This is a genomic window from Streptosporangium sp. G11 (assembly GCF_051192615.1).
Taxonomy (GTDB): Bacteria; Actinomycetota; Actinomycetes; order Streptosporangiales; family Streptosporangiaceae; genus Streptosporangium.
In genome coordinates this window covers 152,209-166,312 of record NZ_JBPJUQ010000001.1, presented here as the reverse complement: position 1 = coordinate 166,312, position 14,104 = coordinate 152,209, and the positions used below count along the sequence as shown (strand labels likewise).

The window sequence follows — 14,104 nt, the reverse complement described above, 5'->3', positions numbered from 1 at the left end:
CTCCGTAGTCCGGCCGTGCCCGCCATGATTAGAACCTCCTGAATCGGGCACCGGGGACGTAGGCGGGAGAGGATGCCGATGTCGAAGGCCGAAGGGGACGAGAGATTCCGCGTCCGAGCCGACAAGCACAGCCATTTCACCGCCCTGCACGCGGTGGGGGCACTGGACTACGGGTCCTCCCCGCTACTGAAAGAGCAGGCCGACGTCGCGCTGGGAGCGACGGACCATCCGCGCCTGGTGATCGACCTCACCGAGGTCACCTTCTGCGACTCCACCGGGTACGGCGTGCTCATGTACGCCCTCACCCGAGTCCGCCGGGTCGCGGGCTCACTCGTCCTCGTCGGCCCCTCCACCGTGATGAGGCAACGGCTGAGGCGTCTCGGGGTGGCCGAGTTGTTCGACACCCGGCGCACGGTCGAAGAGGCGATGGAGGCGTTCCCCAAAACAACGTGAACGGGGGTGCTGCTCCACATCAGGGCGATCCGGGCCGTATGAGACAGTTATCGTTGCTTGGGCAAAGGGTCGGTCAAAGGGTTGGTCATGTTCGTGGGAGATGAGCCGGAGTCGGTTTTCACCGCCACATCCGGACTGCACGGTACGACGCTCGTCGTGCGGGCGAGTGGAGAGCTTGATCACTACCACACGCTGGTTCTGCGCGAGGAGATGGGAAGAGCGTGGGCTTCCCTGCCTTCGTCGATGCTCATCCTCGACCTGTCGGCCCTGACCTTCTGTGACTCCTCCGGGATCGGCGAGCTGCTCCAGGTGCGCCACCAGGGCCTGACCAAGGGGGTGCGGGTCATCCTTACCGGCGTTCAGGGCAATCTGGCCCGGCGGCTCAACCTCGCCGGCCTGATCCAGGTGTTCGAGGTCCTCCCCTCCGTGGCCGACGCGCTCGAGGTGGCCTGAGGCCCCGGTGGCCCGAAGTTCCGGGGTGATCTTGATCTGAGACTCCGAGGCGGTCTACGGGCGGACGAAGCCCTCCCGGCCGCTGCGACGGCGTGCTGTACGACGTGGACGGCGCGTCCGTAGCCGACTCCCGCATTCTCTTCGAGACCGGCCCGTCGCCGCGCTACCGCCTGTCGAAGACCGGCATCCGCCTGGACCCGCTCACCGCCACCGGCACCCACTGCCCGTAGCAGGTACTTTCGGGCAACCTTCCTTCAACCTCTGCTCTCGGCATGACAATCGACCAGACCAGGGGGCCCGACAATAAGCTCGTGATGGAGGTCTGCCACATAGGCTTGGTCTAAGTAAGATTCAATATTACTAAGGTGTGATCGATGGAGTTCGCCGGCAGGGCCTTCGACCTCGGCCAGTTGGACGCGCAGCTGCGGCTTGTGCTGGAGGGGAAGGGAGGGACCCGAGGCCGGGCGGTGATCGTCACCGGCCGCAGGCGGGTGGGCAAGTCACGCCTGGTGCAGGAGTTCTGCGATCGTTCCAGCCTGCCGCACGTCGTCTTCCAGGCGACGAGAGGGCGCAGTCCCGTCGCGGAGCGAAGCGACTTCGCGGAAGCCATCGCCTGCTCCGGGCTCGCGGGTGGCGATCTTGTCCGGGGGGCTGTGCCACAGGACTGGAACCACGCACTGCGGTCCCTGGTGCTGGCCGCGGGTGACGAGACCCCGTGCATCGTCGTTCTTGACGAGGTCCCGTGGTTGATCGAGCAGGATGGAGAGTTCGAGGGGGCTCTGCAGACGATCTGGGACAGATATCTGTCCACCCGGCCCATCCTGTTGATCCTGGTCGGGAGTGACCTGTCGGTGATGGAGTCTCTCCAGGAGTATGGCCGCCCGTTCTTCGGCCGGGCCGCTCGTATGACGTTGAAGCCGCTTGATCTTCATGACGTCGCCGACATGACGGGGCTGCCCGCCGCTGACGCCGTGGACGCGCTGCTCATCACGGGAGGTTTCCCCGAAGTGGTCCGCTCGTGGGAGCGGGGTCTGGCCAGGATCGATTTTCTGCGCGATAGTCTCGCCAGCCCACTGTCCGCTCTTCTCGCCGCCGGGGAGCTGTCCCTGCTCGGAGAGTTTCCGTCGGCGACCCATGCCCGGGCCGTGCTGGAAACCATCGGGGCCGGAGAGCGCACCTTCAGCGCGATCGCCGCCAACGTGGGAGGAGCGACGCCGTTGCCGTCCGGCACCCTGGCGCCGATCCTCACGAACCTGGTCGCCAAACGAGTGGTGGCGGCCGACCTTCCCCTCTCCGATCGGCCCGACACCAAGAACAAGCGATACCGGGTGGCCGACCACTATCTCCGGTTCTGGCTCGCGTTCCTGCGGCGGGCCATCGCCGACAGCGAGCGGGGCCGGCCGGATCTGGCGTTGCGGCGGATCGAGCGTTCGTGGGCGACCTGGCGAGGTCGCGCGGTGGAACCGCTCGTACGCGATTGCCTGGCCAGGATGCTTCCAGACGATGAATGGCCCGATACCGAGGCCGTGGGCGGGTGGTGGAACCGGCAGAACAATCCCGAGATCGACCTCGTGGGCGCGGACCGCGGACCTGTCGCGAGCCGGATCCACTTCGTCGGATCGATCAAGTGGCTCGACGCGCGGCCCTTCGACCGTCACGACTACGACAACCTGGTTCAGGGCTCCGCCGCCGTCCCCGGCGTGACCACCGATACGCCGAAGGTGGCGGTGTCCAGAGCGGGGTTCGAACCAGGACTTCCGCTGGCCGAGGCCTGGACCCCGGAGGATCTGCTGGCGGCGTGGCAACACTGAGAGAACTGCCCGGCACCAGGACCCGCCGCCCGTACAAGAAGCAGGCGGAGTGCTGGGGCGTGAACGGTTGCGCGGACCTGGTTCTACCGGAACCCGTTGGAGGAGAGTCGGCGGGTCGCCGGGGTGGTCTCCTTCCACAACGAGAAGGTCGACGTCTCCGTGGACGAGGTTCTCCAGGACCGCCCGGTGTCCGCGTTCGCCCGATCAGGTCAGTACGTCGAACGGGTTGACGACGGACACCCCCGTGCCGGCGAAGTCCTTGAGGTTCCGGCTGACCAGGGTCCAGCCGTTCACCCTGGCCGTCGCGGCGATCAGGCCGTCCGTGGTCGGGAGGGGCCGTATGGCGTTCAGTCGTCCCCACTCCTCGGCGATCTCCGGGGTGACGGGGGCGATGCGGTCGCCGAACTGCCGGTGAAGGCTGTGGAGCCAGCGCTCCAGGGTGGTTGCCTGCACCGGGTCACGGCGTCTGCGGAGTTCGACTCCGCAGCGGATCTCACCGACCGTCAGGCTGCTGAGATGGAGGGTGGGTCCGTGAGCCGCGGCGATCCACTCCTTGACCTGGAAGCTCCCGTTTCGCTTCCGCGCCTCGGAGACCACGTTCGTGTCGAGGAGGTAGCCGATGCCCATCAGTCGAGCTCGACCTCTCGGGGAAGGTCCTGGTTCCGGGGGAACTCGACGTCGTCGTCCCAGTCGGGATCGGAGAGAAGGAACCGTGCGAAGTCGGGGGCGTCACCCCTGAGGCGACGGTATTCGGCGATGTCGATGACGACGGCCACCTCTTCTCCGTGCCGGGTGACCACCTGAGGGCCCTCGTTCACCGCACGCCGTACGACCTCGCTGAAGCGCTGTTTCGCCTCCTGGACCTGCCACCCGCCCATGACCGTCCCCCTGTCTAGTCTGTCTAGACCCAGATTAGCTCCGACATGGGATCGCGCGGATGATTCTCGCTCCTGCCCGATGGTTGTCGCCTGACAGATGATCCTCGTTCTTCTCGCGGCCTGCCGAAGGAACGCTCGGCGCCGCGGCTCGCCTGATCCTCGGGGGAGTCCCCGGTGCGTCAGGCGGCGGCCTGGGTGGCGTGCTCCTGCCGCAGCCGGACGCCGGCGACGCGTCCCTCGCGCTCGCGGAGGATGGTGCGGAGCACCCGCAGGCCGTCGCGGACGGCGTTCAGGTTGCTGGTGCCGTGGATGCGGCTGCGCTCGTGGCTGGGGACCTCGCGGATGACGAGGCCGGCCTGGGCGGCGCGGATGTTCATGAGGGTCTCGATCTCGAAGCCGTCGCAGTCGAGGTCGAGCGCGTCGAGGTGGCGGGCCCAGAAGGCGTTGTAGCCGTAGCACAGGTCGGTGTAGCGCGTGCCGTACAGCCGGTTGGTCATCTTGGTCAGCATCGTGTTGCCGAGCGAGCGGATCGGGCTGATGTCGTCCGAGCCTCCGCCGGGGGCGCAACGGGAGCCCTTGGCGAAGTCGGCGCCCTCGACCAACGCGGTCACGAAGGCGTGGATCTCCCGGCCGTCGGTGGACCCGTCGGCGTCGATCATGACGATGATGTCACCGGTCGCGGCGGCGAAACCCTCCGTGAGAGCGTTGCCCTTCCCCCTGCCGGTCTGGCTGACGACGCGCAGTCCGGGACGGAGAGCCTTGGCCACGGCCACCGTGTCGTCGGTGGAGTTGCCGTCGACCAGGATCACCTCGTCGATCCAGGACGGCAGGGTCGCGAAGACGTGGGGAAGGTTCTCCGCCTCGTTCATGGCGGGGACGACCACGCTGACACTGAAGGCGAAAGGGGCGCTTTTCATGGTCACAAGGTCTACCGAACCGCCTGCAGAACACTTGAAAGCCTCTTGCAAGTCCCTACATGACGGAGGATCGTGCCTCTTGACCTCCCCTTGGGGGCAGCGGGAAGGTCTCTTCGCCGACTGCTCCAAGGGGAGGCGCGAGCCGATGGGGATTCGTCAGGGCCGTCAGAAGGGGAGCGTACGACCCGAGGGGCTGCGCAGATCGAGCGGCACCGGCTCACGGGGCGGACGCGGACGTTGCACGACCAGGATCCTTTTCACGGTGCCGCTCCATTCTGGGCTTGATCACCGGGTGTTACCCATGCCAAGCCCAAGAATCACCTATCTCCGAATCACATGAAGAACACTGGCCACGCGCTCCGCGGCCGTCGCGACGTCCTCGGCGTGGCCGATACGCCCCGCCCAGGACAGCCAGAACCACCACTCGCCGTCCTCCTCGTGGGCGGCGAGCACGTCCTCGGTCCTGGCGGGGGCCATGGGGTTGATCACATGAAGCCGTGGATAAAGTCCCGCGGTCGACCTCAGCCGTACCTGGAAGGCGTGCGCCTCCAGCTGGGCGGCCAACCGACGCAGGTGGTCGATACCCTCGCCGCGCTCTGTCATCATCCGGATCACTCCTGGCGGACACTCGTGACTTGCTTCTCTGCAGAGTGCGGTTTTGTGGCACTTGAGGCAATCGGTCCCTCCTCAATCCCCCTCGGGATCAGTGGAATAGACCGGAAAGTCGTTGATGTTCCGTGGGGAAACCACGAATAAACGGAAGGTCGCGCACAGCCGCGTTTACGCTGGGGTGCGCGCTTGTTAATGTTGTGTAAACAGCGACCGAGAGGGGCGCCGTGGCTCGAGGCGAGCATTCGCCGGCGTGTGCGCGACGCTGGCGCGAGCAGGCGGCGTCCAGGCAATGGACCCACTGGCAGACCGCGCAGGCCGTTCACGGCTGCTGCGGGGTAAGCCTGCTCAAGGCACACCGGCTGGCCAGGGGATGGTCGGCCAGGCAGTCCGTGCAGGAGCTGGAGGAACTCTGCGAGCGCCAGGACCTGGGCGAGGCGCGGGCCAGCATCGACCTGCTCAACGCCTGGGAGAACAACCGGGCACGACCGCGCCCGCAGACCATCGATCTGCTGGCCCGACTGTATCGCGCGAACGCCGTCAGGCTGGGCCTGGCCGGAGATTACTGCGAGGACGTCGAGGGCGCCAAGGTCGTGGTCGTCACCGGCGGTGAGACCCGCACCCCGTACCAGACGGAGGAGCGGGAGCGGCCCGAGGACGACATCGAGCGGCGGGCGCTGTTCCACCACGCTCTGCTCGGGTCGCGGTCCGTGATGAGCGGCCGGCTGCTGGCCGAGGTCGAACGGACCCGCCAGGACCTGGACCGTACGCTCGCCGTCGCCACCGTCTCCGAGGAGCAGCTCGACCGGCTCGACGAGCAGGTGCTGCGCTACCGGCGCGAGTACATCAGCAGCGCGCCGGTGCCGATGCTCTACCGGCTCATGCTGGAGCTGTCGGACGTCCGCATGCTCTCGCTGGCCCGCCAGCCCGCGATGGTCCAGCGCCGCCTGCTCAACGCCACCGTCATGCTGGCGCTGCTGTCGGCCGACGCGCTGATGAAGCTCGGCGACACTCGCCAGGCCCACGCCTGGTACGGCACCGCGCGCAACGCCTCCGACGACATGGGTGACGTGCGGCTGCGCGCCCTCGTCCGGGCGCAGCAGGCGATGCTCCCCTACTACTACGGCGACCTGGCCGAGACCGTGCGGCTGGCCCGCGAGGCCAGGATGCTCGCGGGCAGCGCGCCCAGCTCCCCCGCGGCGCTCGGCGCGGCGGCGGAGGCGCGGGCGCTGGCCCGGATGGGTGAGCACAAGGCCGCCAGGGTCGCGCTGGCCGAGGCGGAGCGGATCTTCGCCAGGATGCCCCCAGAGGGCCACGACCACCTGGCGTTCCGCTTCTCCGAGCGGCGGCTGCAGTTCTACCGGATCGGCACACTGATCGAGCTGGGCGAGGACGTCGACTGGAACCCGGGGCCCGCCGGGCCCTCGATGCCGTACGCCATCGACCCGGTTCTCCTCCTGCTCGACCAGGCCGCGCACCTGGTCCGCGACGGCAAGATCGACGACGCCTGCCACCTGGCGGAGAAGGCGCTGCTCCAGGTCCCGCCGGAGCACCGCACCTCCATCGTGCTCAACCGCGCGCGGGCGCTGCTGTCGGAGGTGCCGCAGGCCAGGAACAGGGCGGCGGCGGTGCGACGCCTGAACGACCTCGTCACCGGCGCGGCACCGGTCAGCTGATGAACTCGCTCGCCGAGGAGGCGTTCACCGTCCTGCGGGAGGTCTGTGAGGACCTCGGCATCGACCACAGGGACGCGGAGCTGCTGAGGGTGCGCAGCAACGCCGTCTTCAAGCTGCGCAGCGAGATCGTCGTCAGGATCGCCACCGCTCCCAACGCGCTGACCCGGCTGCCGCTGGTCCTCGCGGTGGCCCGCTGGCTCGCCGAGCAGGGGTTCCCCGCGGTGCGCCCGGCCGACGAGATCTCCGAGCAGCCCGTGGTGCACGAGGGCAGGGTCGTCACCTTCTGGCACTACGTTCCGGCCAGCGGCCGTCCCACCACCACGGAGCTGGGCGAGATCCTGCGCAGCCTGCACCTGCTGCCGGTGCCGCCCGTGGCGTTGAGGCGGTTCGTCGACCCGCTGTGCGAGGTGCGTCGCGCCGTGGACCGCTCCGAGGAGCTCACCCCCTGCCAGCGGGCCTGGCTGCGCGACCGCATCGCGGAGCTGACGGAGCGCTGGTCGGACCTCGGCATGGACGGCTCGCCGGTGCTGCTGCACGGCGACGCGTGGATCGACAACCTGCTGCGCTGCACGGACGGCCACGTGGTGCTCTGCGACTGGGACGGCGTCGCGGTCGGCCCCCGCGAGTGGGACCTGGTCCACACCTACCACGGCCAGCGGCGCTTCGGCCTGACCGCCGCCGACGTGGACGCCTTCGCCGACGCGTACGGCAGCGACCTGCGTTCCTGGCCGGGATACTCCACCCTCATGGAGGTCAGGGACATCTACGCGGTGGGCATCCACATCCGCAACGCCGCCGCCGATCCGTTCTCCCGGCGCGAGCTTCCCCGCAGGCTGAATTCCCTCACCCGAGGTGAGCAACACGCCCGCTGGTACATGGCCGAACCCGTTAGTGTCTCCCAGTAAAGATCTTCAAACGGGGGCATAGTATGCCAAAGGTCACACTGCGTAACACCTTCCATGTCCGGAACACTCCGGAGGCGCTCCATGCCCACCTGAGCCAGCCGCAGAGCTACGTGGGGCTCTCGCCGATGGTGGTCGCGGTCAAGGACGTCGAGCGGGACGAGTCCGGGACCCGCTACACCTCGGTGGAGCGGTTCAGGTTCCTCGGCTTCGTCAAGTACGACAACATGATCAAGGTGACGCTGCGGAGCACGCCGCGAACCGTCGAGGGCGAGGTCGACAGCCCCGGCGGCGTGCGCCTGGACTACCGGTTCACCCTCAACGAGAAAAACGGGGGCACCGAGGTCGAGGACATCCTCGTGGTGCACGCCTGGGCCAGGCCGCTGCTGGGCTACGCCGCGAAGAAGGCCCGCGAGGTGCAGCTCGCCCGCGCCGGGGTCCTGGCCTCTCGCCTGGGCTCCGCCCCCTAGGTTTCCGTCATGCTCCCGGCGGCGGGACCGGCCGGCCGGGACCTAGGGTGGGACGCGTGAGGGCGCCCACGGTCACCGGGAAGGTCATGGCCATCCTCGGCGCGTTCCTGCCGGGAGACGTGCGGCTGACGCTCACCGAGATCTGCCGCCGGGCCGAGTTGCCCCCCGCCACCGGCCACCGGCTGGTCAAGGAGCTGGTGGAGGGCGGGTTCGTGGAGCGGCTCCCCGACGGCTCCTACCGGGTCGGGATGCTCCTGTGGCAGATCGGCGCCCAGGCCGCGGAGCCGAGGGAGCTGCGCGAGCTCGCCCTGCCGTACATGGAGGACCTCTACGCCGCCACCCGCGAGAACGTCCAGCTCGCGGTGCTCCGCGACGACCGTGCGCTGTACGTCGAGCGACTGCGCGGGCCCACCTCCGTGCCGGTCGTCTCGCGCGTGGCGGGGGAGCTGCCGCTGCACGCGACGGGCGTCGGCAAGGTCCTGCTGGCCTTCGCGGATCCGGAGACGGTGGAGCGGGTGCTCGCCCGGGAACTCACCCCGCACGCGCCGAACACGGTGGTGGACCCGGCGCGGCTCCGTACCGAGCTGGAGGAGGTCCGCAGGACCGGGGTCGCCTGCACGCTGGAGGAGATGTCGGTGGGCACCTGCTCGGTCGCGGTGCCGGTACGGGGGGCGGGCGGCCGGGTGGTGGCGGCGCTGTCGCTGGTGGCCTGGCGGCACACCGCCGATCCGCGACGGCTGGCACCGGCCGTGCTGACCGCCGCCGCCGCGCTCTCCCGCGACCTCGCCGCCGTTTTCCGCTGAGCGGAAGGGTGTGGCGTGCGGGGGTGGACGGTACGGAATGCTCGGTGCATGCGAACTCAGGTCGGGATCGTCGGCGCGGGACCCGCCGGGCTGCTCCTCTCTCATCTGCTTCATCTGCGGGGCATCGAATCGGTGGTCCTGGAGGCGCGGAGCAGGGAGTACGTCGAGCAGCGCGTGCGGGCCGGGGTGCTGGAGCAGGGCACGGTGGACGTGCTCAACGAGGCGGGTGTCGGCGACCGGATGCGCGCCGAGGGGCTGCCGCACCACGGCATCGAGCTGCGCTACGGCGGGGCCGGGCACCGCATCGCCTTCGAGAGGCTGGTTCCCGGCCGGGCCATCACCGTCTACGGACAGCAGGAGGTCGTCAAGGACCTCATCGCCCGGCGGCTGGCCGACGGAGGAAGGATCCTCTTCGACGTCCCCGACGTCGCCCTGCACTCGCTGGAGAAGGACCCCTATCTCACCTTCCGGGGTGAGCGCCTCGACTGCGACGTCATCGCCGGGTGCGACGGCTTCCACGGCGTCTCACGGCCGTCGATCCCCGAGGGGGTCCTGTCGGTCTTCCAGCGCGACTACCCGTTCGCCTGGCTCGGCATTCTCGCGCGGGTTCCGCCGTCGTCCGAGGAGCTGATCTACTCCCGCGGCGACCGGGGCTTCGCGCTGCACAGCATGCGCTCTCCGGAGATCAGCCGCTTCTACCTCCAGGTCCCCCCGGACGCCTCGCTCGACGACTGGCCGGACGAGCGGATCTGGGCCGAGCTGCGGGCCCGCCTGGAGACGGTCCCGGGGTTCGCGCTGACCGAGGGGCCGATCATCTCCAGGGACGTGTCGGCGATGCGCTCGTTCGTCGCCGAGCCCATGCGTCACGGCAACCTCTATCTCGCCGGGGACGCCGCCCACATCGTGCCGCCCACCGGCGCCAAGGGGCTCAACCTGGCCGTCGCGGACGTCCGGCTGCTGACCGCGGCCCTGGCCGAGTTCTACGCGACGGGCTCCACCGGGCCGCTGGACACGTACTCCGACAGCTGCCTGAAGCGGGTCTGGCGCGCCCAGCACTTCTCCTGGTGGATGACCACGCTGCTGCACACCTTCGATGACGACGATCCCTACGGGCGGCGGCTGCAGACCGCCCACCTCGACTACGTCACCTCCTCCGAGGCCGCCGCGACCACGCTCGCGGAGAACTACGTCGGCCTGCCCTTCGACGTCTGAGCCCGTCCGTGAACGACGAACCGCACCCGCGCCGTCCTTCCCCCGCCACTGGTGCTCGACGCGCTGCCGGGAATCTGCCGCCCGGGGCCGTCCGGCCGCTGCGAGACCGCGGCCGACGGTTCCTGCCGTTCCCGCACGGCCACATCCTCCTGCCGGTCTTCCGCGGCCTTCTCAAGCCGGGCTGGCCCCAGGGTCGACCTCGCCGGGGCGTGACGTTCCCCTCCGAGGTCGACCCGTCGAGCAGGGACACACTCGTCGCCTCGTCGGAGGGGGAAGCGGTCCCGCCGGTTCGACGCCCGCCTCCAGGCCGACCGGGAGACGGTGATCTCCGCCTCCCGAGGAAGCCCTCCCTTCCCCTTCGCCATGGAGTCAGCGCTCGGCGAGCCATGGCCGAACCCGCGGTGTCCATCTCCCGGGGGCAGGGCCTGGCCGAAGACGAGGATCACCGGGAGAGGCGGCTCAACGAGCTCGCTGATCCTTGATACGCGGGGTCACCTCTCCACGGACGACATGTTGGCGTACCGGTCGCCCCTGGCGGCTCCGGCGGGTACGGCCGCCTCAAGCGCGTCGAGCTGGTCGGCGGTCAGCGTGACGTCGGCCGCCGCGCTGTTCTCCTCCAGGTAGTTCAGCCGCTTGGTGCCGGGGATGGGAACGACGTCCTCGCCCCTGGACAGCAGCCAGGCCAGGGAGAGCTGGGCGGGGGTGCAGCCCACCTCGGCGGCGATGTCGCGGACCTTCGCGACGAGCGCCTCGTTGGCCGCCCCGTCCTCTCCGGTGAACCGGGGGTGGTGCTTGCGGAAGTCGTCGTCGGGCAGCCGGTCGGCCGGGCCCAGCGTCCCGCCGAGAAGGCCGCGGCTGATCGGCGAGTAGGCCACCAGCGCGATTCCCAGCTTTCTGGCGGCCGGGAGGATCTCCTCCTCCAGGCCGCGGGTGAACAGGGAGTACTCGCTCTGCAGGGCCGCGATCGGGTGTGTGGCGTGGGCCCTTCCCAGCGTCTCCGCGCTCACCTCCGACAGGCCGAGGTGGCCGACCTTGCCCGCGGCGACCAGCTCGGCCATGGCGCCGACGGTCTCCTCGATGGGCACCCGGGTGTCGCGGCGGTGCATGTAGTACAGGTCGATGTGGTCCACGCCCAGCCGCTTGAGCGAGGCGTCGGCGGAGCTCCTCACGTACTCGGGGCTGCCCTCGATGCCCCTGAAGGACGGGTCGTCGGTCCTGACGATGCCGAACTTGGTGGCCAGGAACACCTCGTCCCTGCGGCCGGAGATCGCCCGGCCCACCAGTTCCTCGTTGTGACCCCTGCCGTACGCGTCGGCGGTGTCGAGGAAGTTCACCCCCAGGTCGAGGGCGCGGTGGATGACCGCGGTCGACTCTGTCTCGTCGGCCGCGCCGTAGAACTCCGACATGCCCATGCAGCCGAGCCCGATGGCGGAGACCTCCGGGCCTCCCTGGCCGAGACGGCGCTTGTTCATTGCTGCTCCTGTGCGTCGTAGAAGTCGATCTTTCGATGGAGGACCCCCAGATCCTCGGTGAGCCGCGCGATCCGCGCCGTCACCCGCTCGCGGTGGGCCTCCAGGATCTTCCGCCGCTCGGCGAAGGTCTCCGGGCCCTGCCTGCGCAACTCGGCGTAGCGGCACATGTCGGCGATCGGCATGCCGGTCGAGCGCAGCTTGGTGAGGAAGCCGAGCCAGTCGAGGTCGGGCTCGGTGTAGGCGCGATGCCCGTTCGTGCTCCGGTCCACCTCGTGGATGAGCCCGATGCGCTCGTAGTAGCGCAGCGTGTGCGCGCTCAGCCCCGATTTGCGCGAGGCCTCCTGGATGGTGATCCCCATGGGGACAACCATGCTCCTTGGAGTGCGCTCGAAGTCAAGGGGGGTCCCTTCCGGGGCCGACCCTGAGGGGGAATTCCCTACTATCAGGGGTTTTTACCCAGCTCAGGGGCATATCGCGGCAGATATCCCCCTGGGGTGGGCACCACCCCGCCCCGGAGGCCGTCCGGGATCGTTCAGGGGCGGCCGGGGGCTGTCTCCGATACTCCGTGATCTTGCTTGTCGCCATCGTTGAGGCATGGGAAGCCAGACGTTCACGCGGCACAGGATGATCTTCGGCGGCTACGCGGCGATCGGCGCCGGGGCCGTCGCGATGCTCGGGCTGCACGTGGTCACCGGTCTCGACCCGGTGCACACCGTGATCAGCGAGTACGCCTTCGAGGCGGACGGCTGGCTGCTGCCCCTGTCGCTCACGCTCTTCGCCGCCGCGGCGACGATCATCGGGACCATCCTGGCCCGGCGCGGGGAGGACCGCGCGGTGGCCCTGCTGGTCGGTACCTGGGGCCTGTGCATGCTGCTGATCGGCGCCTTCCCCACCGACGAGCCCGGCGTGCCGCTGTCGATGTCCGGGGGCATCCACAGGTACGCGGCGTTCGTCGCCTTCCTGACGATGCCGATCGCCGGGCTGCTCCTCGCCAGACGGTACGCGGCCAGCCCGTACGCCCGCCCGGTCCGGCTGCTCAGCCTGGCCGCCCTGGGCGTGCTGGCCCTGGTGGTCCTGCCGTACGTGGTGCGGATGTTCGGTGTCGACCTGACCAACGACGACATCCCCGCGGGGGTGACCCAGCGGCTGGTGGTGGGCTTCGAGGTGGCGGTGCTGGCCCTGCTGGGGCTGGTGGCCGGGGCCAGGAGCGGCCGTGTCCGCCGCCGCCCGCTCCCGGCGACCGCCCATGCCTGACCGGCTCGCCTGACCGATCCGCCTGCCCGCCCGGCCCGTTCGACCGTCCCCGCGCGGGGACGGTCGAACGGGCCGGGCGGAGTGGCAGGTTGACGCTCCCGGCGCCCCGGCCTACCTTCTCAGAAAGCGACCGCTCGGTATGTCACCGCAGCCCGGTCGGACGAGCCCCGGGAGGACGCGCATGCCGGTCGTGAACACTGTCCGAGGCCCCGTCGACGTCGCCGACCTGGGGCAGACCCTCATGCACGAGCACGTCTTCGTCATCTCCCCCGAGCACGTCGACAACTACGGCAGGGATGCCTGGTGGGACGAGGAGTATCGGGTGGCCGACGCCGTCGCCAAGCTCAAAGCCGTGGCGGCCAAGGGCGTGAGGACCATCGTCGACCCGACCGTGTGGGGGCTGGGCCGCTACATCCCGCGCGTGCGGCGGGTGGCGGACCAGGTGCCGGAACTGAACATCGTCGTCGCCTCGGGGATCTACTCCTTCGACGAGATCCCGCACCAGTACGAGTACCGGGGCCCCGGCCTGATGATGGACGTTCCCGAGCCGATGGTCGAGGACTTCTCCCGCGACATCGTCGAGGGCATCGCCGGCACCGGGGTCAGAGCCGCGTTCCTCAAGTGCGTGATCGAGCGGAAGGGGCTCACCCCCGGCGTCGAGCGGATCTGCCGGGCGGTCGCCCAGACCCACCTGAGGACCGGCGTGCCGATCACCGTGCACACCAACCCCTCCACCGGGAGCGGGCTGCTCGCCCTGGAACTGTTCCTGAAGGAAGGCGTCGACCCGGCCAAAATCGTGCTCGGGCACTCGGGCGACTCCAACGACCTCGACCACCTGATGCGGCTGGCCGACACCGGGGCGACGCTCGGCATGGACCGCTTCGGGCTGGACGCCTACAACTCCACGGCGTCGCGGGTCGCCACCGTCGTCGCGCTCTGCGAGCGGGGCTACGCCGATCGGATGGTGCTCAGCCACGACAGCGCGTGCTTCATGGACTACTTCGGCGCGGCCTGGGACGACGGCATACCGCTGGCCGCGCCCAACTGGCACTTCGGCCACATCCACGACGACGTGCTCCCGGCCCTGCGTGAGGCCGGGGTCGGCGACACGCAGGTGGACCAGATGCTGATCGACAACCCTCGCCGCTACTTTTCCTGACTTTTCATTATTTGTCGTACGACTGCCATACGCTC

The 14,104-nt window shown here is 69.3% G+C and carries 17 protein-coding genes; 11 read left to right on the top strand and 6 right to left on the bottom strand.

Going from position 1 to position 14,104, the window contains the following annotated elements; all coding sequences use genetic code 11:
* Nucleotides 1-78 precede the first annotated feature (78 nt).
* From ACSDR0_RS00845 to ACSDR0_RS00830, 4 genes are all read left to right on the top strand, one after another.
* The gene (locus tag ACSDR0_RS00845; protein WP_435286733.1) at nucleotides 79-453 is read left to right on the top strand and encodes an STAS domain-containing protein; all 375 of its coding nucleotides are present in this window, start codon (nucleotides 79-81) and stop codon (nucleotides 451-453) included.
* 87 nt (nucleotides 454-540) lie between these two features.
* Nucleotides 541-906 (top strand): STAS domain-containing protein, encoded by a 366-nt coding sequence (locus tag ACSDR0_RS00840; protein WP_435286732.1) that lies wholly within the window; start codon nucleotides 541-543, stop codon nucleotides 904-906.
* Between the two features lie 92 nt (nucleotides 907-998).
* On the top strand, nucleotides 999-1,136 hold the full coding sequence (locus ACSDR0_RS00835) for a hypothetical protein (RefSeq protein ID WP_435286731.1): 138 nt from the start codon (nucleotides 999-1,001) through the stop codon (nucleotides 1,134-1,136).
* A 144-nt stretch (nucleotides 1,137-1,280) separates the two neighbouring features.
* Nucleotides 1,281-2,717 carry an ATP-binding protein gene (locus tag ACSDR0_RS00830; RefSeq protein WP_435286730.1) on the top strand — a complete coding sequence of 479 codons (1,437 nt, stop codon included), beginning with the start codon at nucleotides 1,281-1,283 and terminating at the stop codon, nucleotides 2,715-2,717.
* 204 nt (nucleotides 2,718-2,921) lie between these two features.
* Here the strand turns inward: ACSDR0_RS00830 and ACSDR0_RS00825 are convergent, their stop codons facing one another.
* From ACSDR0_RS00825 to ACSDR0_RS00810, 4 genes are all read right to left on the bottom strand, one after another.
* Entirely contained in the window at nucleotides 2,922-3,344 is a 423-nt protein-coding gene (locus ACSDR0_RS00825; protein WP_435286729.1) for a type II toxin-antitoxin system VapC family toxin, read from the bottom strand.
* Complete coding sequence (locus tag ACSDR0_RS00820; RefSeq protein ID WP_435286728.1) at nucleotides 3,344-3,595, bottom strand: type II toxin-antitoxin system Phd/YefM family antitoxin; 252 nt, start codon at nucleotides 3,593-3,595, stop codon at nucleotides 3,344-3,346. Before ACSDR0_RS00820 ends, ACSDR0_RS00825 begins: the two co-directional genes overlap by 1 nt.
* A 179-nt stretch (nucleotides 3,596-3,774) precedes the next feature.
* A complete protein-coding gene (locus ACSDR0_RS00815; RefSeq protein WP_435286727.1) occupies nucleotides 3,775-4,512 on the bottom strand; it encodes a glycosyltransferase family 2 protein in 738 nt (245 codons plus the stop codon).
* Nucleotides 4,513-4,833: 321 nt separating this feature from the next.
* Nucleotides 4,834-5,118, bottom strand: a complete 285-nt coding sequence (locus ACSDR0_RS00810) for a hypothetical protein (protein ID WP_435286726.1) — start codon at nucleotides 5,116-5,118, stop codon at nucleotides 4,834-4,836.
* A 230-nt stretch (nucleotides 5,119-5,348) separates the two neighbouring features.
* On the opposite strand from ACSDR0_RS00810, the gene ACSDR0_RS00805 reads away from it, so the two are divergent.
* Genes ACSDR0_RS00805 through ACSDR0_RS00785 form a run of 5 tightly spaced genes read left to right on the top strand, consistent with a single transcriptional unit; the run spans nucleotide 5,349 to nucleotide 10,184 of the window.
* Nucleotides 5,349-6,797 carry a helix-turn-helix domain-containing protein gene (locus ACSDR0_RS00805; protein ID WP_435286725.1) on the top strand — a complete coding sequence of 483 codons (1,449 nt, stop codon included), beginning with the start codon at nucleotides 5,349-5,351 and terminating at the stop codon, nucleotides 6,795-6,797.
* Nucleotides 6,797-7,702, top strand: coding sequence for a phosphotransferase enzyme family protein (locus ACSDR0_RS00800; protein ID WP_435286724.1), 906 nt, complete (start codon nucleotides 6,797-6,799; stop codon nucleotides 7,700-7,702). Before ACSDR0_RS00805 ends, ACSDR0_RS00800 begins: the two co-directional genes overlap by 1 nt.
* A 23-nt stretch (nucleotides 7,703-7,725) precedes the next feature.
* Entirely contained in the window at nucleotides 7,726-8,169 is a 444-nt protein-coding gene (locus ACSDR0_RS00795; RefSeq protein ID WP_435286723.1) for an SRPBCC family protein, read from the top strand.
* Between the two features lie 56 nt (nucleotides 8,170-8,225).
* The gene (locus ACSDR0_RS00790; RefSeq protein ID WP_435286722.1) at nucleotides 8,226-8,972 is read left to right on the top strand and encodes an IclR family transcriptional regulator; all 747 of its coding nucleotides are present in this window, start codon (nucleotides 8,226-8,228) and stop codon (nucleotides 8,970-8,972) included.
* Nucleotides 8,973-9,020: 48 nt separating this feature from the next.
* Nucleotides 9,021-10,184: a 4-hydroxybenzoate 3-monooxygenase gene (locus ACSDR0_RS00785; RefSeq protein WP_435286721.1), complete on the top strand. Its 1,164-nt coding sequence runs from the start codon at nucleotides 9,021-9,023 to the stop codon at nucleotides 10,182-10,184.
* A 491-nt stretch (nucleotides 10,185-10,675) separates the two neighbouring features.
* Here the strand turns inward: ACSDR0_RS00785 and ACSDR0_RS00780 are convergent, their stop codons facing one another.
* Nucleotides 10,676-11,656, bottom strand: a complete 981-nt coding sequence (locus tag ACSDR0_RS00780; protein WP_435286720.1) for an aldo/keto reductase — start codon at nucleotides 11,654-11,656, stop codon at nucleotides 10,676-10,678.
* The gene (locus tag ACSDR0_RS00775) at nucleotides 11,653-12,015 is read right to left on the bottom strand and encodes a MerR family transcriptional regulator (RefSeq protein WP_435286719.1); all 363 of its coding nucleotides are present in this window, start codon (nucleotides 12,013-12,015) and stop codon (nucleotides 11,653-11,655) included. The genes ACSDR0_RS00780 and ACSDR0_RS00775 overlap by 4 nt, the downstream gene beginning before the upstream one ends.
* 235 nt (nucleotides 12,016-12,250) lie before the next feature.
* Between ACSDR0_RS00775 and ACSDR0_RS00770 the strand changes: the two genes are divergently transcribed.
* Complete coding sequence (locus ACSDR0_RS00770) at nucleotides 12,251-12,910, top strand: DUF998 domain-containing protein (RefSeq protein WP_435286718.1); 660 nt, start codon at nucleotides 12,251-12,253, stop codon at nucleotides 12,908-12,910.
* 181 nt (nucleotides 12,911-13,091) lie between these two features.
* Nucleotides 13,092-14,069, top strand: a complete 978-nt coding sequence (locus ACSDR0_RS00765) for a phosphotriesterase family protein (RefSeq protein ID WP_435286717.1) — start codon at nucleotides 13,092-13,094, stop codon at nucleotides 14,067-14,069.
* The last annotated feature ends 35 nt before the right edge of the window (nucleotides 14,070-14,104 follow it).

Coding starts and splice junctions, on each gene's coding strand:
- ACSDR0_RS00845 (WP_435286733.1), top strand. CDS start 79: ATGTCGAAGGCCGAAGGGGACGAGAGATTCCGCGTCCGAGCCGACAAG.
- ACSDR0_RS00840 (WP_435286732.1), top strand. CDS start 541: ATGTTCGTGGGAGATGAGCCGGAGTCGGTTTTCACCGCCACATCCGGA.
- ACSDR0_RS00830 (WP_435286730.1), top strand. CDS start 1,281: ATGGAGTTCGCCGGCAGGGCCTTCGACCTCGGCCAGTTGGACGCGCAG.
- ACSDR0_RS00825 (WP_435286729.1), bottom strand. CDS start 3,344: ATGGGCATCGGCTACCTCCTCGACACGAACGTGGTCTCCGAGGCGCGG.
- ACSDR0_RS00820 (WP_435286728.1), bottom strand. CDS start 3,595: ATGGGCGGGTGGCAGGTCCAGGAGGCGAAACAGCGCTTCAGCGAGGTC.
- ACSDR0_RS00815 (WP_435286727.1), bottom strand. CDS start 4,512: ATGAAAAGCGCCCCTTTCGCCTTCAGTGTCAGCGTGGTCGTCCCCGCC.
- ACSDR0_RS00810 (WP_435286726.1), bottom strand. CDS start 5,118: ATGATGACAGAGCGCGGCGAGGGTATCGACCACCTGCGTCGGTTGGCC.
- ACSDR0_RS00800 (WP_435286724.1), top strand. CDS start 6,797: ATGAACTCGCTCGCCGAGGAGGCGTTCACCGTCCTGCGGGAGGTCTGT.
- ACSDR0_RS00795 (WP_435286723.1), top strand. CDS start 7,726: ATGCCAAAGGTCACACTGCGTAACACCTTCCATGTCCGGAACACTCCG.
- ACSDR0_RS00785 (WP_435286721.1), top strand. CDS start 9,021: ATGCGAACTCAGGTCGGGATCGTCGGCGCGGGACCCGCCGGGCTGCTC.
- ACSDR0_RS00780 (WP_435286720.1), bottom strand. CDS start 11,656: ATGAACAAGCGCCGTCTCGGCCAGGGAGGCCCGGAGGTCTCCGCCATC.
- ACSDR0_RS00775 (WP_435286719.1), bottom strand. CDS start 12,015: ATGGGGATCACCATCCAGGAGGCCTCGCGCAAATCGGGGCTGAGCGCG.
- ACSDR0_RS00770 (WP_435286718.1), top strand. CDS start 12,251: ATGGGAAGCCAGACGTTCACGCGGCACAGGATGATCTTCGGCGGCTAC.
- ACSDR0_RS00765 (WP_435286717.1), top strand. CDS start 13,092: ATGCCGGTCGTGAACACTGTCCGAGGCCCCGTCGACGTCGCCGACCTG.